Origin of the sequence: Actinomadura sp. NBRC 104425, assembly GCF_030269545.1 — a bacterium.
Lineage (GTDB): Bacteria > Actinomycetota > Actinomycetes > Streptosporangiales > Streptosporangiaceae > Spirillospora > Spirillospora keratinilytica.
Map to the genome: position 1 here is coordinate 311,573 of NZ_BSTN01000006.1, position 23,710 is coordinate 335,282.

Genomic DNA, 23,710 nt, shown 5'->3' on the forward strand with positions numbered 1-23,710 from the left:
CGTCCTCCGACAGCGTGCGCAGCCGGTCCACGTCGATCATCCGGCGGTTGCGGTAGACGAGCAGGACGATCGCCAGCCCCAGCCCCACCTCGGCGGCGGCGATCACGATGGTGAACAGGGTCAGCACCTGCCCGCCGTGCAGCCGGTCCCGCCACCACACGTCGAACGCGACCAGGTTGAGGTTGACGGCGTTGAGCATCAGCTCGACCGACATCAGCACCAGGATCGCGTTGCGCCGGGCCAGCACCCCGTACACGCCGACCGAGAACAGCAGCGCGGCGACCACCGCGGGATAGGCGACGTGCATCAGCGCTCGCCCCGCTTCTTCGTGGGTTCCTTCTCCTTCGGCCCGCCGACGTCGGAGCGCGACAGCACGATCGCGCCGACCAGCGCGGCCAGCAGCAGCACCGACAGCACCTCGAACGGCAGCACCCAGGTGCGGAACACGGCGGCGCCGAGCGCGTCGGCGGAACCGCCGCCCGCCCGCAGCGGCATGGACGCGTCCCGGAACCCGATGACCACCACCGACACCAGCACACCCGCCGTCGCCAGCGCGACCGCGAGCGCCGCCCACCGGTTGCCGGAGTCCAGGTCGGCCGCCCGACCGATCGGCGCCCGGGTCAGCATGATGCCGAACAGCAGCAGGACGACCACCGCGCCCACGTAGATCAGCACCTGCACCCACGCGACGAACTCGGCGGTCAGCACCAGGTAGCCGCCGGCGAGCGCGCCCAGCGACACCACCAGCCACAGGGCCGCGTGCACCAGCTGCCGCGTGGTGACCACGAGCACGGCCGAACCGACGGCGACCACGCCCAGCAGCGTGAAGACGATCTCCTGGCCGGTCATGCGCCTCCCCCGCCGGGCTCGCCCCGTCCCGGCGGCCGCCCGTCACGGCCGACCCGCGGCCCGCGGACGGCGCCACCCGCCGGACCGCGCGCCGCGCCCCGCGCCGGGCGGGCGGCGGCGCGTTCGGCCGCGGCGATCTCCTTGGGCGGCTCGGCCCCGGGGTCGTGCGCCGGCGGCGGCGGCACCGTCCACATCCACTCCCGCAGCCGCTCCTTCTCGTGGGTCAGCTCGCCGATGTCGTACTCGGCGTACTCGAACTCCGGCGACCAGAACAGCGCGTCGAACGGGCAGACCTCGATGCAGATTCCGCAGTACATGCACAGCGCGAAGTCGATCGCGAAGCGGTCCAGGACGTTGCGGGTGCGGGGCCGTCCGCCGCCCTCGGCGGGCAGCGTCTCCTTGTGCGAGTCGATGTAGATGCACCAGTCGGGGCACTCGCGGGCGCACAGCATGCAGACCGTGCAGTTCTCCTCGAACAGGGCGATCACGCCGCGGCTGCGCGGCGGCAGCTCCGGCTGCACCTGCGGGTACTGGCGCGTTATGGACCGCCGCGTCATCGTCCGCAGCGTCACCGCCAGCCCCTTGGCCAGCCCGCCTCCTGGTAGCCGTCCCACGGCCCCCATAATTGCGTACGAAACGCCGTGGGGGAACGCAACGGGGGCGGCGTTCGTCCAACACACGTGAGCCGAGCGCAGCCGATGGCTCGGCGGCTAAGCTCACTGGACGACGAGCCGTCAGGCGAGGAGGCCGCGTGACCCACGGCGTGGACGATCCGAACGGCGCGGGCGGGCCCCGCCCTTCGGCGCACCGGCCGCGCCCACGGCCGCACACGCCCGTACCTCCTCCCGGCTGGCGTGCGCCCTTCCCAACGCCTCCCGTCCCGCCGCCCCCTCCCCCGGCCGTCCCGGTGCCCGTTACGCCCGGCGAGCCCCGCGGCATCCTGTGGGCGTTCGTGCCGTTCCTGACGTTCGGGCTCGGCACGCCGTTCTCGTTCCTGTACGCGGCGGTCAGGCGCCGCTCGTGGAACATGGGGGCGGCCTCCGTCGGCTACGGCGCCGCCACCGCCGGGGTGCTCACGCTGATGCAGCTAGGCGACCCGTTCCTGGGGTTCATCGCCGGGACCATGATGCTGATGCTGTGGATCGCCGGCACGGTGCACGCGTTCGCCGTCCGCCCCTCGCTGTTCCCCCGCACCGGCCCGCGCAGCCAGGCCAACCAGCACGCGCTGCGCGTCGCCCAGTACCGCCGGGAACTGCGCGAGGAGGCCCGCGCGCTGGCCGCCGAGGACCCTGCCCTGGCCCACGAGCTGCGCATCGGCCGCCCCGACCTGCCGCGCACCTACGACGACGGCGGCCTGGTCGACGTCAACCACGCCTCCCCGCAGGCGCTGGCCACGCTGCCGGGCATGACGCCCGAACTCGTCGACAAGATCGTGCGGCGCCGCGAGGAGCAGGGCGGCTTCATCTCCGCCGAGGAGATGTCGGTGGACGTCGACCTGCCGCCCGGCCTGCTCCCGCAGCTCGCCGAGTACGCGATCTTCCTGCCGTGACCCCGCCGGTCAGGCGAGGGCGACCTTGACGACACCGGTGAGCGCCAGCTGCCCCAGCGACAGCGGCACCAGGTACGCCCAGGCCAGCTTCTGCAGCTGGTCCTCGCGCAGCCGCGGGTAGCTGACGCGCAGCCAGATCACCACGAACGCCAGCACGGCCGCCTTGAGCAGCGTCCACAGCCAGCCCAGCTCGGCGTCCAGGAACGGGCCCTTCCACCCGCCCAGGAACAGCACCGTGGTCAGCGCGCACAGCACCACGATCCCGGCGTACTCGGCCAGGATGAACAGCGCGAACCGCAGCCCGCCGTACTCGGTGTACGGGCCGAAGATGATCTCCGAGTCGGCCACCGGCATGTCGAACGGCGGGCGGCGCAGCTCGGCCAGCCCGGCGACGAAGAACACCACCGCGCCCACCGCCTGCCAGGGCAGCCACCACCAGCGCCACTCCTCGACGATGCCGCTCAGCGACAGCGTTCCGGCGGCCATCGCCACCGAGGAGGCGGCGAACACCAGCGGCAGCTCGTACGACATCAGCTGCGCGGCCACCCGCATGCCGCCCAGCAGCGAGTACTTGTTGGCGCTGGCCCAGCCCGCCATGATCGCCCCGATCACGCCGACGCCCATCACCGCCAGCGCGAAGAACACCCCGAGGCCGAGATCGAGCGCGACCTGACCGTCCGGCCCCACCGGGATCACCAGCAGGACCAGCAGATACGGGATGATCGCCACCGCCGGGGCCAGCTTGAACACCGTGCGGTCGGCGGCGCGCGGGACGACGCTCTCCTTCTGCGCGAACTTCACCCCGTCCGCCACCAGCTGCGCCCACCCGTGGAACGCACCGGCGTACATGGGGCCGAGCCGCCCCTGCATGTGCGCCATCACCTTGTGCTCGGCCTGCCCTACCAGCAGCGGCAGCACGGCGAACGCGGCCGCGACCAGCACCAGCTTGAGCACGACTTCCAGCAGGTCAGGCACCGGATCCCCGCCCTTCGTCCGGTCGGCGCGCCCGGCGCTGCGGCCGCTCGGCCGACTGCCGCGCGGCCGGCCCCCAGTCGTCGGGCACCCCCGGCGGGCGCATGCGGCGGCGGCTCGGCGCGCCGTGCCCGGACTCGCCCGGCTCCTTGGCGCCCGGCCACGGCTTGGCGACCCGCGCGGCCAGCACGAAATCCTTGCGCAGCGGATGGCCCTCGAAGCCGTCGGGCAGCAGCAGCGGCCGGAGATCCGGATGCCCGTCGAAGACCACGCCGAACATCTCGAAGGTCTCCCGCTCGTGCCAGTTCGCCCCCCGGTAGACGCCGACAGCGGTGGGCAGCCGCGGCTCGTCCCGGGGCACCCGCGTGCGGACCAGCAGGTGGTGCCCGCGCTCCAGCGAGTACACGTGCGCGACGACGGCGAACCCCTCGGTCAGCTCGTCCACGCCCGTCAGCCAGTCGAAGAACCCGCAGGACAGCTCGTCGCGCGCGAACAGCAGGGCGTCCACCCAGTGCTCCGGCGGCACCCCCACCGCCAGCCCGCCGTGCGTCTCCTCGGTGCTGACCTCGTCACCGAACCGCGCCGTCCAGGCCGCCGCCAGCTCGGCACTCACCGGCCGCTCCGTCCGCCCTCGTCGTCACCGTCGTCCACCAGCCCCGGGATGATCGACGGATCGTGCCCGCCATCACGCCCCCGCCGCCTGCGCCTCCCGGCCTGCTTCTCCGCATCAGCGGCCTCAACCGTCCGCGTCACCTCGTCTGGACCAACGTCAGGCCGCGACGACCGCTCCTGCCCAACATCCGACCCGTCAGCATCAGCACACTCGTCGGCCGACTCCAACGGCAACGCGGCATCACCGGACCCGGCCTCGCTGGGCGGCAGCGGACGCATCTCATCACTCGATCCGGCCGCTCTGGGCTCATCCACCGGCTCCACCGGCTGCGTCACCGCAGTCGGGCTGACATCCTCAGACCGCAGCGAACGCTTCTCAAGACTCGATTCGGCCGACTCCGCCGACTGTGCGGCCCCGCTCGGAACCGTGCCGCCCGAACCCGACTGCTGCGGCTCGGCACTCGTAGCGTCAGCACGCACGTCACGCGGCTCGACCGGCTGCGTCACCTCGCTCGGATTAGCCTCAGCCGACCGCGACGAGCGCTTCTTAACGCTCGCCCCCGCAGCATCGGCACGTTCGTCGGCCGACTCCAACGGCAACGTGGCATCACCGGAGCCGGCCTCGTTGGACGGCAGCGGGCGCGTCTGGTCGCTCGATCCTGTTGTGCCGCGCTCGTCGACCGGCTCCACCGGCCGCGTCACCTCACCCGGACCGGCCTCAGCCGACCGCGACGAGCTCCTCTTTACGCTCGCTCCCGCCGCATCATCACTCTCATCAGCTGAACTCAATGGCCGCGCGGCATCACCAGAACCAGTCTCGCCGGGCGGCAGCGGGCGCGTCCCCTCGCTCGATCCGGCGCCGCGCTCGTCGACCGGCTCTACCGGCCGCGTCACCTCGTCCGGACCACCCCCCTCGGATTGCGGCGACCGCTCTTCAACACTGGCGCCCACAGCACCAGCACTCTCGCTGGCCGACTCCACCAGCCGCGCATCACCGGAGCCGCGCTCGCCAGAGGACAGGGGGCGCGTCTCATCACTCGATCCGGCCGCTCTGGGCTCATCCACCGGCTCCACCGGCTGCGTCACCGCAGTCGGGCTGACATCCTCAGACCGCAGCGAACGCTTCTCAAGACTCGATTCGGCCGACTCCGCCGACTGTGCGGCCCCGCTCGGAACCGTGCCGCCCGAACCCGACTGCTGCGGCTCGGCACTCGTAACGTCAGCACGCACGTCACGCGGCTCGACCGGCTTCGTCACCTCGCTCGGATTAGCCTCAGCCGACCGCGACGAGCGCTTCTTAACGCTCGCCCCCGCAGCATCGGCACGTTCGTCGGCCGACTCCAACGGCCGCGTAGCCTCGCTCGCACCTGCCTTGGACGGCAGCGGACGCGTCCTGTCACGCGCCCCGGCAGCACCGCGCTCATCAACCGGCTGCACCGGCCGCGTCACCTCATCCGCGGCGGCGTCGGCCGACCGCGACGAGTGCTTCTCGGCGCTCGGCTCGGCGGCATCGGCACGTTCGTCGGCCGACCCCAACGGCAGGGTGGCATCACCGGTGCCCCTCTCGTGGGGCGGCAGCGGGCGCGTCTTGTTGCTCGATCCGGCCGCACCGCGCTCGTCAACCGGCTCCACCGGCTGGGTCACCGCGGTCGGGCTGACGTCCTCGGACCGCAGTGAGCGCCTTTCCGCACTCGGTTGGGCGGCATCGGCGCGAGGCTCGGTCGGCTTCGCCGGTTGTGCGGTCTCGGACGGGGCTGCGTCGCCGGAACCCGACGGCTGCGGCTCTACCGGCTGGGTGATGGCGTCGGGCGCTTCGGAGACGTCATCGGGGGTGGGAGGCGGTTGCAGGGGGCGGCGCAGCACCGTCGCCGACAGCGGGCGGGGCGGGGGCGGGGGCGCGACGGGTTCGCCGCCGCTGCCGTAGCGGTCGTCGAGGGACTCTCCTGCGATCTTCTCCTGGAGATGGACGATGCCGTGCAGCAAAGCCTCGGGACGGGGCGGGCAGCCGGGGACGTACACGTCCACCGGGATGATCTGGTCGACGCCCTTGGTGACGCAGTAGGAGTCCCAGTAGGGGCCGCCGCAGTTGGAGCAGGCGCCGAACGAGATGACGTACTTGGGTTCGGGCATCTGCTCGTAGAGCCGCCGTACGGCGGGCGCCATCTTGTCGGTGACGGTGCCGGAGACCACCATGAGGTCGGCCTGGCGGGGGCCGGGCGCGAACGGGATGACGCCGAGGCGGATGAAGTCGTGGCGGCTCATCGAGGTGGCGATGAACTCGATGGCGCAGCAGGCCAGCCCGAAGTTGAACACCCACAGGGAGTAGCGGCGGCCCCAGTTCAGGACGAACTTGATCGGCTTGGGCGCCACTCTGGCCAGCGGTCCCACGCCGGGCGTCGGCAGGTCCACGGTGCTCATCGGCACGCTCCCCGTCCGGGGCTGTCGGGGGTCACAGCAGCATTCTTACCTGCTGCGCGCGGTGTCAGACCCACGACAGGACGCCCTTCTTGCCGGCGTACGCCAGCCCGGCGGCGAGAAAACCCAGGAAGACGAACATCTCCCCTAGGGTGGTCAGGCCGTAGCCGGGAGCCGAGAAGACCGTGGCCCAGGGGAACAGGAACACCGCGTCCACCGCGAAGACGACGTACAGGTAGGCGAACACGTAGTAGCGCACATAAGACTGGGCCCAGTCCCCGCCGACGGGGTCCACCCCGCATTCGTAGGTGGCGAGCTTCTCCGGGGTGGGACGGTGCGGGCGCAGCATCCGGTTGGCGGCCAGCGCCCCCGCCACGATGCCGCCGCCGACGAGCAGCAGCACCCCGACGACCACGTAGGAGTGGAAGTAGTCCCGCACGGCGACCTCCTGGAGAACCTCCCGTCAAGTATCTCTGAAAAGTCGAGGGCGGGCCGAACTTACGGGCGGCGGGCTCACTCTCTACCATCGACCGCTCTTTACTGCACACTGAGACACAGACGGGGCAAAAGAACTGTAAGGACGTGACCGGATGAGCACTCCTCCGCCTCCCCCCGGCTGGGATCCCCCCGCCGGTCCTTCCTGGCCGCCCGCGCCGGGCGGCCCCGGTGACCCTTCCGGTCCGGCTGGCACCAGCGGGCCGGGCGGCCCGCCCGGTGGCACTCCTCCGCCGTCCGGTCCGGGTGGTTATGGGGGCCCCGGCACGCCGCCGCCCTTCTACCCGCCTCCGCCGGGCTCCGGCGGTCCGATGGGGCAGCCGCCGATGGGTCCGCCGCCCAAGAGATCCGGCGGCGCGATCATCGCGCTGATCGTCGGGGGTGCGCTCGTCCTCGTGCTGCTCATCGCCGTCGCGTTGGTGATCGTCGTGCGCGGCGGCAGCGAGCCGACCCCGGCGGAGCGGCTGCGGGCCGCGGCCGGCGGGCTGTCGTCAGCGCGGGCCATGACGTTCAAGGGCTCTTTCGGCACGACCACCTCCGGCCTCAACGGCGAGTTGAAGATCACCAAGGGCGGCCGGATCCTCGGCGACGTCACCGCCGACGGGTCCCAGATGACGCTGCTGTCGGTGGACGACGACCTGTTCGTCAAGGCGAACCGGTCCTACTGGGAGCGGCAGACGAGCCTGCTGACCACGCCGTACTACCTGAAGGACGGCCAGCAGTGGGGCCGGGTCAGCACCACCGAGATCGACCTGTCCTTCAAGCGGAAGCTGACGCCGGCGGCGCTGGCCTCGGAGATGCGGTCGAACACGTCCTACCGGCTGACCGAGCGGGAGACCACGGTCGGCGGCCGCAAGGCGGTGCGGGTGGCCTCGTCCCTGGCGTCGTTCTACCTGACCGATGACGACGACCACCCCGAGCTGCTGCGCTACGAGTCGTCCTACCCGCGGGTCGCGGCGGACGTGACCGTCCGGTCCGGCAGCGCCGGGTACGCGACGGTCACCGAGATCCGCAACCGCATCGGGGAGCTGAAGGACTCCTTCGACGTCCACAGCCTGCCCAGCATCGCCTCCTGGGACGACACCCCGTGCAAGGCCAACAGCAACAGCTGCCGGGTGCGCGGGCAGGTGCGGCCGCCGGTGGACACCACCTCGTCGACCACGATCGAAGTGCGGTTCACGCTGCGGGCGGGCACCACGACGGGACGCGAGCTCGGCAACTGCACCAAGTCGATCACGGTGTCGTCCTCGACGCCGCAATGGGTCGCGTGCGACGTGACGGGTTCCGCGTGGCGCAGCTTCTCGCGCGGCAGCGAGACCCGCTACTACATGAGCGCCCAGTTCAAGGTCTCCGGGGCCAGCGACTCCGACATCCAGCGGATGCAGGCGGCCCTCGACCAGGAGTGACGGGCCGGCGGCGCCGGTCCGCCGGCGCCGCCTCCTGCGGGCTCCTCAGCCGCCCCCCGATCCGTCCGCGGGCATTGAGACGTAGCTCATAGCGAGGCATCGGCGCTGGGTGACCGGTGCCCCGGCCGGGATGATCGGCGCTTGTGCTGCGCCGGTCCGATTCGTCCGGCACTCTATGTCTGGCATCGGCAAGTCGGGAACAGAGTGGTCTGCTGAGTGAGCGTTGAACAGGAGGGGCCGCCGCAGCGCGGCCCCCGTCCCCCCCGCGCGGAGCCGGAGACGCATCCCGGGTCCGCCCTGCCCGCCGTGCCCGGGTTCGGCACGGCGGGTCCGTCGGCCCTGCCCTCCGCCGCGGGACGGGTCCAGGTGGTGCCGCCCGAGCCGGGGGACGTGCTGGTGGCGGGGGTGGGGATGTCCGCCGGCGGGCCGGTCGAGCCCCCGCAGCACGGACCGGCTCCCGAACCGGCGCCGCAACCGGAAAAGGCCCCCGAGAAGAGGAGAAAGTCGCGGGCGGCCCGGGTCGTCGTCGGCTGCGTGGGCGCCGTCGTGGTGCTGGCGGGCGGTGCGACGGCGTACGTGCTGGTGTCGAAGGGCGAGAAGTCCGAGAAGAACAACGAGCCCAGGGCCGACGCGCCGGTGGCGGGGTGGGCCGTGCGGGCGGGACGCGACATGCGGGCCATGGCCGGGGTGCAGTACGACGGCACTCTGCGCGGCGAGGCCGGGCAGACCGCGCGGGTGCGGCTGAGGGTGACGCGGTCGGGGGCGGCCACGGGACGCCTTTCGGTCGGCGGACGGCAGTTCAACGTGGTGGCGGTGGGCGGCGCCACGTACATCAAGGCCGATACGGCGTTCTGGCGCCAGTACGGCCCCGACAGCGCCCACCCGGAGAACTACGCGGGCCGGTGGAGCAAGGCGCCCGAGTCGATGCCCGGGCTGGACGTGGCGAACGTGCTGGCCCCCGAGTCGATCGCGAAGGCGCTGGTCAAGGCGTCGGGCAGGGCGTCCCTGGAGAACGTCGGCGGCACGCCCGCGTACCGGGTGAAGACGCCCAAGGCCGACTACCTCATCACCAGGTCCGCGCCGTACCGGTTGCTGCGCGTGCAGGTCGCGGGCAACGGCGACCCGGCGCTGGCCGTCACCCGGCTGACGCAGCCGGCGCCGGTGTTCACCGAGCTGCGGCCGCGGGTGGCCGCCCTGGTCGGGGCGGCGGACCCGTCGGTGCGGTTCCGGGCGGGCAAGCTGACATTCGTCAACTGCAACGAGAACGTCACCGGCTGCACGGTGAGCGTCCCCGCGACGTTGACCGTCCCGGAGAGCGGGCCAGTGCCGGAGGGGACGCGCGCGGCGCTGCGCGCGACCATCACCGCGGACGGCCGGACGCTCGGCAGCTGCACCGGGTCGGGTGCGGTGCCCGCGAACCGTTCGCTCGTGCTGCGGTGCACGGTGCGCAGCGCGGGATGGCAGGCGTGGATGCGGCAGGCCCGCGACACTCCCGGGGAGCACGCCTACGAGGCGCAGGCACGGGTGGTCGGCCAGGCGCTGACGGCGAGCGAGGTCGGCAGGCTGCTCGCCCGGCTGGACCGCGAACGCGCCTCGCTCGCGCCGACCCGCCGCACGACCCCCAGCACGCGGGCGTCGACGGCCGTGTCACCGACCGGACGGTCCTGACCCCGCGCCCGCGGGGTGACCGAGGTCACCGATAAGGCCTGATTCACCTGCGCCGCAGGTGACAGGCGGCGGGGTCGGGTAAGAAGTGGCTTTCCCGGGCTCTCTATAGTGCAGAGCGTGGAATCCGTGCCATCGGGGAGCGGCGGCTCCCCCTGCGAGCCTTTGCGGCTGGTCAGGCGTCTGCACGTCGACCTGTGCCGCCTGGCGAGCTGCCTGTGTCGCCGGTGAACCCGCGGGTCGCCCAGGTCGTATGTTCCGGCCCGGCACGGTCTCCCCGCGGCCTCCTCCAGCCACCGAGCCTCCGAGAAAAGAAATCAGATCCCGGACATACCATGAAGGTAAGCCTAAGTAGCATCACGTTCCCGGGTGCCTCCCCCGGGCCGGGTGCTGCGCGTCGAGGAGGTCTTCCTCTGTGACCAAGCAGGTCCAGCAGCTCGACCGCGTCATCATCCGCTTCGCCGGTGACTCCGGTGACGGCATGCAGCTGACCGGCGACCGCTTCACCCAGGAGACCGCGGCGTTCGGCAACGACTTGTCGACGCTGCCGAACTTCCCCGCCGAGATCCGCGCCCCGGCCGGAACTCTGCCCGGCGTGTCGAGCTTCCAGCTCCACTTCGCCGACCACGACATCCTGACGCCGGGCGACGCGCCGAACGTGCTGGTGGCCATGAACCCCGCCGCGCTGAAGGCCAACCTGCCCGACCTGCCGCGCGGCGCGGACCTGATCATCAACACCGACGAGTTCACCAAGCGCAACCTGGCCAAGGTGGGCTACACCGGCAACCCGGTCGAGGACGACTCGCTGAGCGAGTACCGCGTGCACGCGCTGCCGCTGACCTCGATGACGGTGAACGCGCTGGCCGACTTCGACATCTCCAAGAAGGACGCCGAACGCGCCAAGAACATGTTCGCCCTCGGGCTGCTGTCGTGGCTGTACCACCGGCCCACCGAGGGGACGATCGCGTTCCTGGAACGCAAGTTCGCCCGCAAGCCCGAGATCATGAAGGCGAACATCGCCGCGTTCCGGGCGGGCTGGAACTACGGCGAGACCACCGAGGCGTTCTCGGTGTCGTACGAGGTCAAGCCCGCCGAGCACGAGCCGGGCCTGTACCGCAACATCACCGGGAACACGGCGCTGGCCTACGGGCTGGTCGCGGCGGGCGAGCGCAGCGGGCTGCCGGTGTTCCTGGGCTCGTACCCGATCACGCCGGCGTCCGACATCCTGCACGAGCTGTCGCGGCACAAGCGCTTCGGCGTGCGAACGTTCCAGGCCGAGGACGAGATCGCCGCGGTCGGCGCGGCGCTGGGCGCCTCGTTCGGCGGCTCCCTGGGCGTGACGACCACGTCCGGGCCGGGCATCGCGCTCAAGAGCGAGACGATCGGCCTGGCGGTGGCGACCGAACTCCCACTGGTGATCATCGACGTGCAGCGCGCCGGCCCGTCCACCGGCATGCCGACCAAGACCGAGCAGGCGGACCTGCTGCAGGCCATGTTCGGCCGCAACGGCGAGGCGCCGGTGCCGGTGGTGGCGCCGCGTTCGCCGTCGGACTGCTTCGACGCGGCGCTGGAGGCGGCCCGCATCGCCGTCAAGTACCGCACGCCGGTGGTGGTGCTGTCGGACGGCTACCTGGCCAACGGCTCCGAGCCGTGGAAGCTGCCGGACGTGGACTCGCTGCCGACGATCGAGCCGGGCTTGGCCACCGCCGACGGCGGGGACTTCCAGCCGTTCGGACGCGACCCCGAGACGCTGGCGCGGCCGTGGGCGGTGCCCGGCACACCGGGCCTGGAGCACCGCATCGGCGGCCTGGAGAAGGCCGACGGCTCGGGCAACATCTCCTACGACCCGGCCAACCACGACACGATGGTGCGGCTGCGTCAGGCCAAGGTGGACGGCATCGCCCGCGACATCGAGCCGTTGGCGGTTGACGACCCGTCGGGCGAGGCACGTGTGCTGGTGCTCGGATGGGGCGGCACGTACGGTGCGATCTCCGCGGCGGTGCGGCGGGTCCGCAAGGCGGGCCGTCCGGTCGCCCAGGCGCACCTGCGGCATCTCAACCCGTTCCCGGCCAACATCGCCGAGGTGCTGCGCTCCTACGACAGGGTGCTGGTGCCCGAGATCAACCTCGGCCAGCTGGCGCTGCTGCTGCGCGGCAAGTACCTCGTCGACGTGATCAGCTACAACCGCGTGCGCGGCCTGCCGTTCAAGGCCGAGGAGCTGGCGGGCGTCATCCAGGATGTGATCGACAGTGAGTGAGAACGGGGTCAACGGCGCCAACGGGGTCAACGGCAACGGGCTCGGCGCCCTGGCGCTGGTGCCCAAGGCCGACCAGAAGCAGACCCTCAAGGACTTCAAGACCGACCAGGAGGTGCGCTGGTGCCCCGGCTGCGGGGACTACGCGATCCTGGCGGCGGTCCAGTCGTTCCTGCCCGAGCTGGGGCTGCGCCGCGAGAACATCGTGTTCGTCTCCGGGATCGGCTGCTCGTCGCGGTTCCCGTACTACATGAACACCTACGGGTTCCACTCGATCCACGGCCGCGCCCCGGCGATCGCGACGGGGCTGGCGGTGTCGCGTCCGGACCTGTCGGTGTGGGTGGTGACCGGTGACGGCGACGCGCTGTCGATCGGCGGCAACCACCTGATCCACGCGCTGCGCCGCAACGTCAACCTGAAGATCCTGCTGTTCAACAACCGGATCTACGGGCTGACCAAGGGCCAGTACTCGCCCACCTCCGAGATCGGCAAGATCACCAAGTCGACGCCGATGGGCTCGCTGGACACCCCGTTCAACCCGATCTCGCTGGCGATCGGCGCGGAGGCGACGTTCGTGGCGCGCACCATCGACTCCGACCGCAAGCATCTGCAGTCGGTGCTGCGGGAGGCCGCCCAGCACAAGGGCACCGCGCTGGTGGAGATCTACCAGAACTGCAACATCTTCAACGACGGCGCGTTCGAGCCGCTGAAGGACCCGCAGGTGCGCGACGACATCACCATCCGCCTGGAGCACGGCCAGCCGGTGGTGTTCGGCAAGGACCGCCAGAAGGGGCTGCGCCGCAGCCCGTCCGGCGGTTTCGAGGTGGTGAACGTCGCGGACGTGGACCCGTCGGACCTCGTGGTGCACGACGCCCACAACCCCGACCCGTCGCAGGCGTTCGCCCTGTCGCGGCTGGACTCGCCGTCGTTCGAGCACACCCCGATCGGCATCTTCCGCAACGTGCAGCGCGCGTCCTATGACGAGCTGCTGCGCGCCCAGGTGGAGGAGGCCGTGGAGCGCGAGGGCAAGGGCGACCTGGCCGCCCTCCTCGCCAGCGGCGACACCTGGCGCGTCGACTGACCGCGGCTTCGGCGGCACGGGCCGGTCCCCCTGGGGGCCGGCCCGTGCGCTTTCGTCCGGGTGTGGCCGAGTTCGGCCCGAAGGACGATGCATTGCCGCCCGGGGTACTGGAAGACTGGCCCAAACGGTAGATCACTCGGAGGTCGCCGCGAGACCGGTCGGGTACGAGTGGTCGGGTGAAGCGCGGTCGGGTACGACGCGTGGGCCGGCCGGTGAGGGCCGCGCCATCGGGGAGGTGACGATGCGGGTCATTCCGCGCCGCAGCAAGGACCGTCAGCATACGCACGTCGCCGTGCCGGCACGCAAGGACGATCCGCCCGCTGCCCCGGCGGAACCCGAACCGTCCCAGATGACCGCCGACGCCGCTGACGAGGGCAAGAAGCGCCGCAGGAACAAGCGCAGGCGCCGCAAAAAGAAGGGCGACCCAGCGCCCGCCCCACCCTCCGTGCAAACGGCAACGGAAACCAGCACCCCCGCCAACCGTGCCGAGCCCGCGGACAACGCCGACGCCACGCAGGGCACAAAGCCCGCGGAACACGCAGAACCCGCGGCCAGCCCGGGGACCGCACAAGGCGCGAAACCCACCGGACATGACATGTCCGCCAGGGGCACGACGCCGCCAGATGCCGCAGGTAGCGCGCAGAACACGAACCCCACGCATGGCATGGCCGCGCAGGGCGCGAAGCCAACACACGACGCACAACCCACGCAACACGACGCATCCGCCCAAGACACGACACCACAAGGCGGCACGGACAACACGCAAGGCACCCCACCCACGCAGGGCGGCAAAGCCGCCACCCACATGCAACCCGCCCACAACACACAGGCCACGCCAGACACGAAACCAACACACGACGCACAACCCACGCAACACGACGCATCCGCCCAAGACACGACACCACAAGACGGCACCGAAAACACGCAGAGCACTTCACCCGCGCAGGGCGGCAAAGCTGTCGAACGCGCGCACAGCGCGGAAGCCACGCAGGGCGTGGAGCCAGCGGACAGCGCAAAACACGTCGGAGGCGGCGAATCCGCTAAGAGCGCGGTGCCGTCAGGTGGTGCGAGTGCGGGGAGTGCCCAACCCGCGCAGGGCGGCAAGGCTGCTGGGCGTGCAGAACCTGTGGGCGGCGCGGAGAGCGCGCGGGATGTTGAGGCGACGCGTGGTGTGAAGGCTGCGGAGCGCGGGACGCCTTCGGAGGGGGGCACCAAGCCCCTGCCCGTCCCCGCCGGCGGCGAGCGCGGTGTGGGGTTGGGGATGCCGCCGGGGGTGGGGCTCGGCACGGCGTCCGCGGACGCAGCCCGGCGCCGCCGGGTGCGGTCGGCGGCGCGGCAGCGGGAGGTCGCCGCGGTCAAGCGCAGCCGGGCCGCGCACCGGCGCCGTCACGTCGACGCCGAGCAGGCGGCGCGCGCACACCGGTCGGCGCTGCTGGTCATGGTGGTCACGCTGGGGCTGCTCATCGCCGCGGTGGCGGTGAGCGGAGCGATGATCGCCGCCTCCATGCGCACCCGTCCGGTGGTGCTGGCCTCGCCGCTCAACGTCTTCCCGGTGACGCAGACGACGCCGGGGCAGTGCCCGGCGGGCACGCCCGGGGTGACGGGGCAGTCGGCGAGCGGGCCGACCTGCTACCGGCTGGCGCAGGGCATCGCCATCCGCGAGGTCGCCGACCTGCGCACGCAGCGCAACGGCACCAGCGGCGCCTACGACGTGGCGGTGACGCTGCGCAGGCACGATCACGCGGCGTTCGCCAACCTGACCCGCGGGTCGGTGGGCCGCGAGCTGGCGTTCGTGGTGCGGGACCGGCTGGTCACGGCGCCGCGGGTGGACATGCCGATCCTGGACGGCCGGATCGTCATCACCGGGCCCGCCGACCGCGCGCAGGCCGAGCGGCTCGTCCGCGAACTGAAGGGCCGCTGACCGGAAAGAGCGGCGGCCGTCAGGCGGTCGGCAGCGTCTCGCCCTGGACGGCCTGGATTTCCAGTTCCACCCGCAGGCTCTCGCCGACCGCGGCGATCCCGGCCTCCAAAATCTCGTTGTAGCGGATGCCGAAATCGGCGCGGCGCAGCTCGGTGCCCGCGCGGAACGCGATGCGGGTGCCGCCCCACGGGTCGGGGCCGCTGCCGAGGTAGGTCAAGTCGAGGTCGACCGGGCGGGTGAAGCCGTTGAGGGTGAGCCGTCCGTGCACGGTCCACCGGTCGGTGCCGAGCGCGGTGAGTCCCATCCCCTCGTACTCGATCACCGGGTGGACGTCGGCGTTGAGGAAGTCGGCCGAGCGCAGGTGGTCGTCGCGCAGCTTGTTGCCGGTGTCGATGGACGCGGCGTCGATGCGCGCCCGTACCGTGGACTCCTCCACCGGCTCGGCGATGTCAATGCGTCCCTCGAAGGACGCGAACCGGCCGCGCACGCTGGACAGCCCCAGGTGCCGAGCGACGGCGCCGACGCTGGAGTGCACCGGGTCGATCGTCCACGGGCCGGGCGGCGGCAGCTCGGGACCGCCGGCCCGGCCGAGCACGACCGTGCCGAGGTCGGCCGCGCCCGACGCCGGCACGATCAGCGTGGCGGCGTGCGGGGCGTAGCCGACCGCGGTGAGGATGACCGTGTAGGTCCCCGGCGGCAGCGGCGGGGCGGCCAGGCGTCCGGCCTCGTCCGCCTCCACCCGCGCGACCTGCCGTCCGGTCAGGTCGGTGACGGTGGCGACGGCGTGCCGCACCGTCCAGCCGTCCTTGGTCCGGACGGTTCCGCGCAGGCCTCGGGTGTCGCTCATGGCTCGCCTTCCGTTCATGCGTCGGGGTGGCCGAGCTCGATGTCGTGCCCGTCGGGGCCGTCGCCGGTCAGCGTCACGGCCGTGGCCACCGGCGGGTAGCCGGAGGCGATCACGGTGTACTGGCCGCCGGTGAGGTCGGTGAAGGCGTACTCGCCGTCCGGCCCGGTGATCATGTGGGCGACCACGGTGCCGGCGCCGTCCAGAAGGGTGACGCTGGCCTCGGCGACGGGTTCGCCGGCCCGGTTGCGGACGGTGCCGCGCACCTGCACGCCGGGCCGCAGCTCGACGTCCAGGCGGGTGGCGCCGCTGCCCGCGACCTCGACCTGCAGGGCGACGGGGCGGTGCCCCTCGGCGCTGACGGCCACGGTGTAGGCGCCCGCGACGATGTCGCGCAGCGCATAGCCGCCGTCGGCGGCGGTGCGGGCGCTGCCCACGACCTCGCCGCGCACGTCGGTGACCACGACCATGGCCCCCTCGACCGGGGCGCCGGCGGAGTCGCGCACCGTGCCCGACAGCCCGCCGTTGCCCGCCAGGACCAGGTCGAAGTCGAGCGGCTTGGCGCCGGCGACGAGGGTCGCGGCCTGCGGTTCGTGCTCGGCGGACGCGGCGATCAGCACATAGGTGCCGGGGCCGGGGGTGCGCAGGGCGTACCGGCCGTCCGGGCCGGTCTGGGCGCGGCCGAGCTGGTGCCCGGCCACGTCGATGAGTGTGAGGGCGGCGGAGGCGACCGGTCCGCCGCCCGGTCCGTACACCACGCCCCGGATCTGCCCGCCGTCCTCCTCGTCGGGGACGGTGTGGCCGGCCACGGCGGACGCGTGCTGCGGCTGGGGCGCCGCGGCCGCGCCGGCGGCCACTCCGTTCGGGCTCTGCGAGGCGTGGACGCCGTGGGCGCCGTTCGCACCGACGGACACCAGCTGCTCGGCCGGGGCGGCGTGCGGTTCGTCGGCACGCGCGTGCCTGCCGACGGAGCCGGTTCCGATGGACGCCGCCCCCGCCGCGTCCACCGGGACCGCTCCGCTCCTGCCGGGGCCGTCCGCCGGGGCCCCGGCCTGTGCCGCACCGCCCGCTGCGGCGCCGGCCCCAGCCCCGGCCGGCGCCGCAGCGGCGGCGCGTCCGCCGCGCAGCGGCAGTTCCTTGATCGCCAGGACGGCGATCAGTCCGACGACCGCGATCGGGATGCCGAACAGGAACACGTGCTGCAGCGCGGCGGTGAACGAGTCCAGCACCCAGCTCCGGAACGGCTCGGGCAGGGCGTGGATCTGGTCGGGCGAGCCCAGTTGCTGACCGCCGGACGGCGCGCTGACGTGCGCGGCGGCCATGCGGTCGTTCAGCTCGCTGGTGAGGCGGTTGGTGAGGACCGCGCCGAACCCGGCCACGCCCATGGCGCCGCCGAGGTTGCGGAAGAACGACACGCCCGAGGTGGTGGCGGCCAGGTCGGCGGGGGCGGCGGCGTTCTGCGCGGCCAGCAGCAGGATCTGCATGGTCAGGCCGAGACCGAGGCCGAGCACGGCCAGGTCCACCCCGATGACCAGCTTGCCGGAGTCGGTGTGCAGCTGCGACAGCAGGTACATGGCCACGCCGGCCAGCAGCATGCCCACCACCGGGAAGACCTTGTAGCGGCCGGTGCGGGTGACGATCTGGCCGGAGACGGTGGAGGTGACGAGCATGGCCGCCACCAGCGGCAGCGTCATCAGCCCGGAGGCGGTGGGGCTCATGCCCTTGACGATCTGCAGGTACTGCGGCAGGTAGATCATGCCGCCGAACATGGCGCAGCCCAGCGCCGCCGAGCCCAGGCTGGTCAGCACGAACGTGGGGTTGCGGAACAGCCGGGGCGGCAGGATCGGCTCGCTCGCGATCCGCTCGGCGATCACGGCCAGCACCAGCAGCACGAACGCGACGGCCGCCAGCCCGTAGGTCCAGCCGGAGTTCCAGTCGAACTCCTTGCCGCCGAGCGACAGCAGCAGCATCACCACGGCGGCGCCGCCGGTGATGGTGAACGCGCCGAAGATGTCCAGCCGGGTGTCACGCTTGACCTTGGGCAGCTTCAGCACCTTCTGGATCACCAGGAAGGCGATGACGGCGAGCGGGACGCAGACGTAGAAGCACCAGCGCCAGCCGAGCCCGTCGGCGTCCACGATGAACCCGCCGAGCAGCGGGCCCGCGACGGTGGCCACGCCGAACACGGCACCCATGTAGCCGGCGTAGCGGCCGCGTTCGCGCGGCGTGACGACGTCACCGAGGATGACCTGCGCCAGCGCCGACAGGCCGCCGGCGCCCAGGCCCTGCACGGCCCGCGCCACGATCAGCTCGCCGATGTTCTGCGACAGCCCGGCGCCGACAGAGGCCAGCACGAACAGCACCAGGGCGGTCTGGAACATCAGCTTGCGGCCGAAGATGTCCGACAGCTTGCCCCACAGCGGGGTGGAGGCCGTCATGGTCAGCAGCGTGGCGCTGGCCACCCAGGACAGCTGGTCCTGCCCGCCGAGGTCTCCGACGATGGTGGGCAGCGCGGTGCCCACGATCGACGTGGAGATCATCGCGGTGAGCATGCCCAGCATCAGCCCCGTGAGAATCTCCAGGATCTGCCGGTGCGTGTAGTGCACCGGAGCCTGGTCGCGCGGCGCGGCGTGCCGCCCGCCGGTATCCGGCGTCACGCTGGCTTGAGTCACCCTGGCCCCCATAACAAGTCAATTACCTGTGCTCTGCACATATCCTAAGTAGTCATCTGTTTACATGCAAATCAGGCAATACTGGGGCCCGTGTCGACGGGAGAGAAGATGCTGGTCAAGCGGGACAAGGCGGACGTCGGCGGGCCGCCGGGCCCCGATGCGCGTCCCGCCGGGCGGCGGGACCGGCCGCGCGACCGGGAGGCGACCCGGCGCCGGCTGCTGGAGGCCGCCCGGGACCTGTTCGGCGAGCACGGCTACGACGGCGTGACCGTCCGCATGATCGCGGCCGCGGCGGACGTCAACGTGGCCCTCGTGCACCGCTACTTCGGCTCCAAGGCCGGGCTGTTCGCCGAGGTGCTGGAGGGCGAGTCGGCGCTGGCCGGGCTGATCGCCGCCGGGGACGCGGCGACCCTGCCCCGGCGGCTGGCCGAGCATGTGGTGCGCACCGTGCACCGCACCGTCCCCGGTCCCCTGCCGCGCATGATCGACCGCTCCGTCGGCGGCGGCCCCGAGGTGCAGTCCGTCCTCAGCGAGCACACCGAACGCGTCCTGGTCAAGCCGCTGGTCGCCCGGCTCAACGGCCCCGACGCCCGCGCCCGCGCCGCCCTCACCGCGCAGCTCATCTTGGGTCTCGGCCCGCTGCGCCGCACGCTCGGCATGGCCGACCTGCGCGCCGCCGACCCGGCCGATCTGACCGACCGCCTCACCGTGATGTTCACCGCGGCCCTGTCCCCGAGCGCCCCGCGGTGAGACGGGACTTTTCCGCAGGCGTGATACCGCAGGGGGCGTAACGAGACCGGCCCCGGATACGGCGACGGGAGGAGACAAGATCGTCTGGGGGACGGACCGGCCGTCCCCCACGCGGCGCATAAGGTGCTGGGCATGAGGCTGGGGGGAGCACGCGGGCTCCGGGAGCGGTGGGGCGGGGCCGGGCGCGTCACACGCTGGACGGCCGCCGCCGGGGCGGTCGCGGTGGCGGCCGCGGGCGGCGCAGTGGCCTGGGGCGTGGCGTCCGGGGAACCGCCCGTAAAGGCGCTGCACCAGCGCATCCAGGTCGTCGACGGGCCGAAGGACGACCAGCGCGTCTGGCTCGACACCGCGTTCTTCCGGCCGGTGGGACGCACCAAGGGCCCCGCCGTCCTGCTGGCGCACGGGTTCGGCGGCACCAAGGACGACGTGCGCACCGAGGCCGAGGACCTCGCCCGCGCCGGGTACGCGGTGCTGACCTGGTCGGCGCGCGGGTTCGGCGCGTCCACCGGGCAGATCGCGCTCAACTCCCCCGACTACGAGGTCAAGGACGTCCGGCAGCTCATCGACTGGCTGGCGCGCCGCCCGGAGGTGACGCTCGACCGGCCCGGCGACCCGCGCATCGGCATCGCCGGCGCCTCCTACGGCGGCGCGATCGCGCTGATGACCGCCGCCCACGACCGCCGCGTGGACGCCATCGCCCCGCAGATCACCTGGTACAGCCTCCCCGACGCGCTGTTCCCGAACGCGACGGGCGACGGCGCGGACGCCGGCGTCTTCAAGAAGCTGTGGGCCGGGATCTTCTTCACCGGCAGCGGCGGCAACGACGCGTGCGGACGGTTCCTGCCGTCGCTGTGCACGATGTACCAGCAGGTCGCCGAGTCGGGGAAGCCGACGCCGGAGGCGGTCGAGACGCTGCGCCGCTCCAGCCCCGAGTCCGTGGCCGACCGGATCAGGGTGCCGACGCTGCTGGTGCAGGGCCAGTCCGACTCGCTGTTCCCGCTCGACCAGGCCGACGCCAACGCCCGCGCCATCGCCCGCAACGGCGCACCCGTGTCGGTGGTCTGGTACCAGGGCGGCCACGACGGCGGCGACCCGGAGACCGAGCGGATCCGGGAACTGGTCCGCGACTGGTTCGACCGGCGGCTGCGCGGCGACGGCGGCGCACCGCCGGTGGACGGCTTCACGGTGACGCGGGCGGGCGGTATCGACTCGGGCAGCCAGCAGGTCGTCGTGCTGGCCGCGTCCACCGGCCGGTACCCGGGCCTGAACGGCACCCGGCGGCGCACCGTCCCGCTCACCGGAGGCGAGCAGACGGTCCACAACCCGGCGGGCGGCTCGCCCCCGTCCATCTCCGCCCTGCCCGGCCTCGGCGCCCTCGGCAGCATCGGCGACCTGGGCGGCGCGGGCGCGGTCGCCGGGCAGCTGCCCGCGGACATGCCCGGCCAGTCCGCCGTGTTCGACTCGCCGCGGCTGACCGAGCCGCTGCAGCTCACCGGCGCGCCGACGGTGCGCGTGCGGGTCCAGGGCGAGGGCGACGTGACGCTGTTCGCCAAACTGTACGACGTCTCGCCCGACGGGCAGGCGTCCCCCGCGCGCCGCCTCGCCGCGCCGCTGCGGGTGCGGGACGCGGGCGACGGACGCGAGGTCACCGTCACCCTCCCGGGCATGGACTACCGCTTCGACCGGGGCCACCGGATGCGGCTCGTCCTGTCCACCACCGACATGGGTTTTGCCACGCCCGTCAAACCCGCCACGTACAAGGTGCGGGCCGTCTCCGGGCTGACGGTGCCGGGCGTCCCGTCGCTGACCACCCCGGCCGCGCCCGTGCCCGCCTGGGTGTGGATCCTGCCCGCCGCGGGCCTGGCCGTCGCCGCCGGGATCCTGGCGACCGGGCGCCGCCGCAGGGGCGGCGCGGCGTACGACCCGTCGCTCGCCGACGTCCCGCTGCAGATCACCGGGCTGACCAAGGCGTACTCCAACGGGCACCTGGCCGTCGACGACCTGTCGTTCCGCGTGGAGAAGGGGCAGGTGCTGGGCCTGCTGGGCCCGAACGGTGCGGGCAAGACGACGACGCTGCGCATGCTCATGGGCCTCATCCACCCCGACGCCGGGGAGATCCGCATCTTCGGGCACAGCGTGGCGCCCGGCGCGCCCGTGCTGTCGCGGCTCGGGTCGTTCGTCGAGGGGCCCGGGTTCCTGCCGCACCTGTCCGGCCGCGACAACCTCGACCTGTACTGGCGCGCCACCGGCCGTCCGGCCGCGGAGGCGCACCTGGAGGAGGCCCTGCGCATCGCCGGCCTCGGCGCCGCGCTGGACCGGCCCGTCCGCACCTACTCGCAGGGCATGCGGCAGCGGCTGGCCATCGCCCAGGCCATGCTCGGCCTGCCCGACCTGCTGGTGCTGGACGAGCCCACCAACGGCCTGGACCCGCCGCAGATCCGCGAGATGCGCGAGGTGCTGGTGCGGTACGCGCAGGCCGGACGCACCGTCATCGTGTCCAGCCACCTGCTGGCCGAGGTGGAGCAGACCTGCACGCACGCGGTGGTCATGTCGCGCGGACGGCGCGTCGCGGCCGGACCGGTCGCCGAGATCACCGGGTCCGGGCGGCGGCTGGAGGACGCGTTCCTGGAGATCATCGGAACCGGAGGGACGGCGTGAGCAGCGTCGAAGAGGTCGCGGCGCGCCCCGCGGCGGCGCCGGCGGACGGCTCGGCCGGCTACCGGGCGGGACGCACCCTGCCGCTGCGCGTGGAGGCCGTCCGGCAGTTCCGGCGCCGCCGCACGCTGGTGGCGTTCGGCATCCTGATGGTGCTGCCGTGGGTGCTGGTCGCCGCATTCCTGCTCGGCGGCGACCCGGACCCGAGCCGGGCCCCCGGCCTGGTCACCGTGGCGACCGCGAGCGCCATGAACTTCGCCCTGTTCGCGATGTTCGTCTCGGTCGGCTTTCTACTCGTGGTCGCCGTCGCGCTGTTCTGCGGCGACACCGTGGCCAGCGAGGCGAGCTGGTCGTCGCTGCGCTACCTGCTGGCCGCCCCGGTGCCGCGCGCCCGGCTGCTGCGGCAGAAGCTGATCGTGTCGCTGGGGTACGCGGCGGCGGCCGTGCTCACCCTGCCGCTGATGTCCCTGGTCGCAGGCGCGGTCGCGTTCGGCTGGGGCGAGGTGCGGCTGCCCGCCGGCGGCGCCGTCCCGGTCGGCACCGCCCTGGGCCGCATGCTGATCATCGTGGCGTTCGCGCTGGTCAGCCAGCTGGTCGTGGCGGCGCTGGCGTTCCTTTTGTCGGTCACCACGGACTCCCCGCTGGGCGCGGTCGGCGGCGCGGTCGGGCTGGTGATCGTCAGCAACATCCTGGACGCGGTGACGGCGCTGGGCTCCTGGCGGGACTTCCTGCCGACCCACTGGATGTACGCGTGGACCGACGCCCTGCAGCCGCAGATCCAGTGGACCGGCATGGCCAAGGGCACGGCGCTGTCGGTGGCGTACTCCGTGGTGCTGTTCGCGCTCGCCTTCCGCCGCTTCCGCGACCGGGACGTGGTGTCCTAGCCGCGCTGCCGCTCCCCTGCCGCCGCCTCTCCCGGGCCGGAACCGGCCGCGGCCGGTCGCCGAAGCCGCCGCGAAAAATCGGTCGAACAACGCCAGACGGGTGCATAAACTCGGCGGTCCTCGGGTCCGTCCGTACCATCACACGGATCCGGGGTTACGTCATCGCCACCACGGGGGAGATGATCAACATGGCCAGGCAGCAGCTTGTCAAGCGCCCGCGACCCCCACGCCGACCGAGCCCGCTGGACCTGCGAACCCCGTCCGGCCGCCCGCTACCGTACTGACGCCCCCGTCTCAGCGCGAGAGGGAGCCCAGGAAACGCTCACGATCGACGACGACCCGCTCGACGAGGCCATCGCCGAGCACCGTGCCGCCGGCGTCGGTGGCCGAGAAGGTGAACGAGAGCCGCCTGCCGTCCACGGCGGTCAGCTCGGCCGCCACCGTGACCCGCGCCCCGATCGGGCCGGCGGCACGGTGGGCGAGTTCCACGCGCGTGCCCACCGTCGTCCGCCCCTCCCCCAGCCGCCCCGCGACCGCCCGCACCGTGGCGGCCTCGGCGAGCGCCACCAACCGCGGCGTGGCCAGAACCGGCACGTCCCCGCTGCCGACCCGCTCGGCCGTGTCGTCCGGCCCCACCGCGGCGACCACCTCGCCCCGCAACCCCACCGTCAGCTCCATGCCCGCCA

Annotated in this window: 19 protein-coding genes and 1 pseudogene; 10 read left to right on the plus strand and 10 right to left on the minus strand. The window is 72.7% G+C overall.

Annotation, left to right across the window (positions count from 1 at the left end; all coding sequences use genetic code 11):
- Window positions 1-25: 25 nt before the first annotated feature.
- From nuoK to QSK22_RS12870, 3 genes and pseudogenes are all read right to left on the minus strand, one after another.
- A pseudogene (gene nuoK / locus QSK22_RS12860) lies at window positions 26-307 on the minus strand (NADH-quinone oxidoreductase subunit NuoK); the annotation flags it as partial.
- Window positions 307-849: an NADH-quinone oxidoreductase subunit J family protein gene (locus QSK22_RS12865; protein WP_285494325.1), complete on the minus strand. Its 543-nt coding sequence runs from the start codon at window positions 847-849 to the stop codon at window positions 307-309. The pseudogene nuoK and the gene QSK22_RS12865, both read right to left, overlap by 1 nt.
- A complete protein-coding gene (locus tag QSK22_RS12870) occupies window positions 846-1,472 on the minus strand; it encodes a NuoI/complex I 23 kDa subunit family protein (RefSeq protein WP_502872302.1) in 627 nt (208 codons plus the stop codon). Before QSK22_RS12870 ends, QSK22_RS12865 begins: the two co-directional genes overlap by 4 nt.
- A gap of 284 nt (window positions 1,473-1,756) precedes the next feature.
- Here QSK22_RS12870 and QSK22_RS12875 point away from each other — a divergent pair, with 284 nt between their 5' ends.
- The gene (locus tag QSK22_RS12875; protein WP_285494327.1) at window positions 1,757-2,398 is read left to right on the plus strand and encodes a helix-hairpin-helix domain-containing protein; all 642 of its coding nucleotides are present in this window, start codon (window positions 1,757-1,759) and stop codon (window positions 2,396-2,398) included.
- Between the two features lie 9 nt (window positions 2,399-2,407).
- Here QSK22_RS12875 and QSK22_RS12880 read toward each other — a convergent pair whose 3' ends face one another.
- From QSK22_RS12880 to QSK22_RS12895, 4 genes are all read right to left on the minus strand, one after another.
- Window positions 2,408-3,373 carry a complex I subunit 1/NuoH family protein gene (locus tag QSK22_RS12880; protein ID WP_285494328.1) on the minus strand — a complete coding sequence of 322 codons (966 nt, stop codon included), beginning with the start codon at window positions 3,371-3,373 and terminating at the stop codon, window positions 2,408-2,410.
- A complete protein-coding gene (locus QSK22_RS12885) occupies window positions 3,366-3,983 on the minus strand; it encodes an NADH-quinone oxidoreductase subunit C (RefSeq protein ID WP_285494329.1) in 618 nt (205 codons plus the stop codon). Before QSK22_RS12885 ends, QSK22_RS12880 begins: the two co-directional genes overlap by 8 nt.
- On the minus strand, window positions 3,980-6,400 hold the full coding sequence (nuoB, locus tag QSK22_RS33995; RefSeq protein WP_502872303.1) for an NADH-quinone oxidoreductase subunit NuoB: 2,421 nt from the start codon (window positions 6,398-6,400) through the stop codon (window positions 3,980-3,982). The genes QSK22_RS12885 and nuoB overlap by 4 nt, the downstream gene beginning before the upstream one ends.
- A gap of 64 nt (window positions 6,401-6,464) precedes the next feature.
- Window positions 6,465-6,836: an NADH-quinone oxidoreductase subunit A gene (locus QSK22_RS12895; RefSeq protein ID WP_285494330.1), complete on the minus strand. Its 372-nt coding sequence runs from the start codon at window positions 6,834-6,836 to the stop codon at window positions 6,465-6,467.
- Window positions 6,837-7,218: 382 nt separating this feature from the next.
- On the opposite strand from QSK22_RS12895, the gene QSK22_RS12900 reads away from it, so the two are divergent.
- The 6 genes from QSK22_RS12900 (at window position 7,219) to QSK22_RS12920 (ending at window position 15,219) form a co-directional block, all read left to right on the plus strand.
- Window positions 7,219-8,298: a hypothetical protein gene (locus QSK22_RS12900; RefSeq protein WP_285494331.1), complete on the plus strand. Its 1,080-nt coding sequence runs from the start codon at window positions 7,219-7,221 to the stop codon at window positions 8,296-8,298.
- 216 nt (window positions 8,299-8,514) lie between these two features.
- Entirely contained in the window at window positions 8,515-9,966 is a 1,452-nt protein-coding gene (locus QSK22_RS12905; protein WP_285494332.1) for a LolA-like protein, read from the plus strand.
- Window positions 9,967-10,092: 126 nt separating this feature from the next.
- Window positions 10,093-10,194, plus strand: a complete 102-nt coding sequence (locus tag QSK22_RS33745; protein ID WP_352231446.1) for a putative leader peptide — start codon at window positions 10,093-10,095, stop codon at window positions 10,192-10,194.
- Between the two features lie 184 nt (window positions 10,195-10,378).
- Window positions 10,379-12,220 (plus strand): 2-oxoacid:acceptor oxidoreductase subunit alpha, encoded by a 1,842-nt coding sequence (locus QSK22_RS12910; protein WP_285494333.1) that lies wholly within the window; start codon window positions 10,379-10,381, stop codon window positions 12,218-12,220.
- Window positions 12,213-13,298: a 2-oxoacid:ferredoxin oxidoreductase subunit beta gene (locus QSK22_RS12915; protein ID WP_285494334.1), complete on the plus strand. Its 1,086-nt coding sequence runs from the start codon at window positions 12,213-12,215 to the stop codon at window positions 13,296-13,298. The genes QSK22_RS12910 and QSK22_RS12915 overlap by 8 nt, the downstream gene beginning before the upstream one ends.
- 1,171 nt (window positions 13,299-14,469) lie before the next feature.
- On the plus strand, window positions 14,470-15,219 hold the full coding sequence (locus tag QSK22_RS12920; RefSeq protein WP_285494335.1) for a SecDF P1 head subdomain-containing protein: 750 nt from the start codon (window positions 14,470-14,472) through the stop codon (window positions 15,217-15,219).
- A gap of 19 nt (window positions 15,220-15,238) precedes the next feature.
- On the opposite strand, the gene QSK22_RS12925 is transcribed toward QSK22_RS12920, so the two are convergent.
- Together QSK22_RS12925 and QSK22_RS33750 are read right to left on the minus strand one after the other, a co-directional pair.
- Window positions 15,239-16,066, minus strand: coding sequence for a YceI family protein (locus QSK22_RS12925; RefSeq protein ID WP_285494336.1), 828 nt, complete (start codon window positions 16,064-16,066; stop codon window positions 15,239-15,241).
- Window positions 16,067-16,080: 14 nt separating this feature from the next.
- A complete protein-coding gene (locus tag QSK22_RS33750; RefSeq protein ID WP_352231442.1) occupies window positions 16,081-18,720 on the minus strand; it encodes an MFS transporter in 2,640 nt (879 codons plus the stop codon).
- 105 nt (window positions 18,721-18,825) lie between these two features.
- Between QSK22_RS33750 and QSK22_RS12940 the strand changes: the two genes are divergently transcribed.
- The 3 genes from QSK22_RS12940 to QSK22_RS12950 all read left to right on the plus strand — a co-directional run bounded on the left by QSK22_RS12940 (window position 18,826) and on the right by QSK22_RS12950 (window position 23,024).
- Window positions 18,826-19,485 (plus strand): TetR/AcrR family transcriptional regulator, encoded by a 660-nt coding sequence (locus QSK22_RS12940; protein WP_285494337.1) that lies wholly within the window; start codon window positions 18,826-18,828, stop codon window positions 19,483-19,485.
- Between the two features lie 132 nt (window positions 19,486-19,617).
- On the plus strand, window positions 19,618-22,143 hold the full coding sequence (locus QSK22_RS12945) for an alpha/beta fold hydrolase (protein ID WP_285494338.1): 2,526 nt from the start codon (window positions 19,618-19,620) through the stop codon (window positions 22,141-22,143).
- The gene (locus QSK22_RS12950) at window positions 22,140-23,024 is read left to right on the plus strand and encodes an ABC transporter permease (RefSeq protein ID WP_285494339.1); all 885 of its coding nucleotides are present in this window, start codon (window positions 22,140-22,142) and stop codon (window positions 23,022-23,024) included. The genes QSK22_RS12945 and QSK22_RS12950 overlap by 4 nt, the downstream gene beginning before the upstream one ends.
- Before the next feature lie 294 nt (window positions 23,025-23,318).
- Here the strand turns inward: QSK22_RS12950 and QSK22_RS12955 are convergent, their stop codons facing one another.
- A complete protein-coding gene (locus tag QSK22_RS12955; protein WP_285494340.1) occupies window positions 23,319-23,702 on the minus strand; it encodes a thioesterase family protein in 384 nt (127 codons plus the stop codon).
- Window positions 23,703-23,710 lie beyond the last annotated feature (8 nt).

Coding starts and splice junctions, on each gene's coding strand:
- QSK22_RS12900 (WP_285494331.1), top strand. CDS start 7,219: ATGGGTCCGCCGCCCAAGAGATCCGGCGGCGCGATCATCGCGCTGATC.
- nuoB (WP_502872303.1), bottom strand. CDS start 6,400: ATGAGCACCGTGGACCTGCCGACGCCCGGCGTGGGACCGCTGGCCAGA.
- QSK22_RS12870 (WP_502872302.1), bottom strand. CDS start 1,472: ATGGGGGCCGTGGGACGGCTACCAGGAGGCGGGCTGGCCAAGGGGCTG.
- QSK22_RS12955 (WP_285494340.1), bottom strand. CDS start 23,702: ATGGAGCTGACGGTGGGGTTGCGGGGCGAGGTGGTCGCCGCGGTGGGG.
- QSK22_RS12865 (WP_285494325.1), bottom strand. CDS start 849: ATGACCGGCCAGGAGATCGTCTTCACGCTGCTGGGCGTGGTCGCCGTC.
- QSK22_RS12945 (WP_285494338.1), top strand. CDS start 19,618: ATGAGGCTGGGGGGAGCACGCGGGCTCCGGGAGCGGTGGGGCGGGGCC.
- QSK22_RS12925 (WP_285494336.1), bottom strand. CDS start 16,066: ATGAGCGACACCCGAGGCCTGCGCGGAACCGTCCGGACCAAGGACGGC.